Below are 1,137 nucleotides of genomic sequence, written 5' to 3' on the forward strand. Positions count from 1 at the left end.
AAATGATTATGAAAAACTGATTGTCAAATTTGTTGATCATTTATTATTAAGTTTATTAGTAAATGGAAATATTCCCAAGTCACAGGCTGATAAACTAGAGCAATGGTTAAAAGACAATGCCAATAACTTTTATATTTTATTAGTTTACAAACAAAACTTAAATCCACAACCTGATCCAGTTATACTTCCAAACTCGAAAACGCAAATAGCTTTAAAGCAGTTTTCCTTTGAAGTAGTAACAGTTAACCGTAGAGGAGTAATAATCAACCGAGAATCCCAGCAAGCGCGTTATTTCACTCAAGATCTGGGGAATGGAGTAGACCTAGAAATGGTGTCTATCCCAGCAGGAAACTTCTTAATGGGTTCCTCGAAAAGTGAGAGGGGTAGTGATGGCAGGGAAAGACCTGTACACCAAGTAAGCATTCAACCTTTTTTGCTGGGGAAATATCAGGTAACCCAAGCGCAATGGCGAGCTGTGGTTGAAAAGCTGCCAAAAGTTAACTGGGACTTAGATCCAGACCCCTCTGAATTTAAAGGAGAGAATCGACCAGTGGAGCAAGTAACCTGGTTGGATGCAGTGGAATTTTGCGATCGCCTCTCTAAATATACAGGAAAGCAATACAGATTACCGAGTGAAGCGGAATGGGAATATGCCTGTAGAGCAGGAACTACCACACCATTCCATTATGGAGAGACCATAACCAGTAAATTAGCTAATTATAACGCTTCAAATACTTATGCAGAGGAAGCAAAAGGGTACTCTCGAGGAGAAACCACCCCAGTAGGAAGTTTTCCTCCCAACAGCTTTGGCTTATACGATATGCACGGTAATGTTTGGGAGTGGTGTGCGGATCCTTTGCATGATAATTACAAAGGAGCCCCTACAGATGGGAGTGTCTGGAGTACAAATCATAATCCTTTTAATCTTTTGAATCCTTTTAATTTTAATCCTTTTAATAATCTTAATCGTTATATTATGCGGGGCGGTTCGTGGGATACCTTGCCTGGGGAGTGCCGTTCTGCCTTCCGCTCCGACTACTACTTGAACGTGCCCATTTTCACCTTGGTCAAGGTCGGTTTTCGTGTGGCTCAGAGTGTTGGGAAGATTTAGCTAGCCCTTTGCCCTTTTTCTGGCGT

The 1,137-nt window shown here is 41.4% G+C and carries 1 protein-coding gene; it reads left to right on the forward strand.

Going from position 1 to position 1,137, the window contains the following annotated elements:
• Window positions 1-1,111, forward strand: a 1,111-nt coding sequence (locus F6K37_RS43710; protein ID WP_287257389.1) for an SUMF1/EgtB/PvdO family nonheme iron enzyme, incomplete at its 5' end; no start/stop codon positions are given.
• Window positions 1,112-1,137 lie beyond the last annotated feature (26 nt).

This window comes from Moorena sp. SIO4E2, from assembly GCF_010671945.1.
In the GTDB taxonomy this organism is placed as follows: domain Bacteria; phylum Cyanobacteriota; class Cyanobacteriia; order Cyanobacteriales; family Coleofasciculaceae; genus Moorena; species Moorena producens.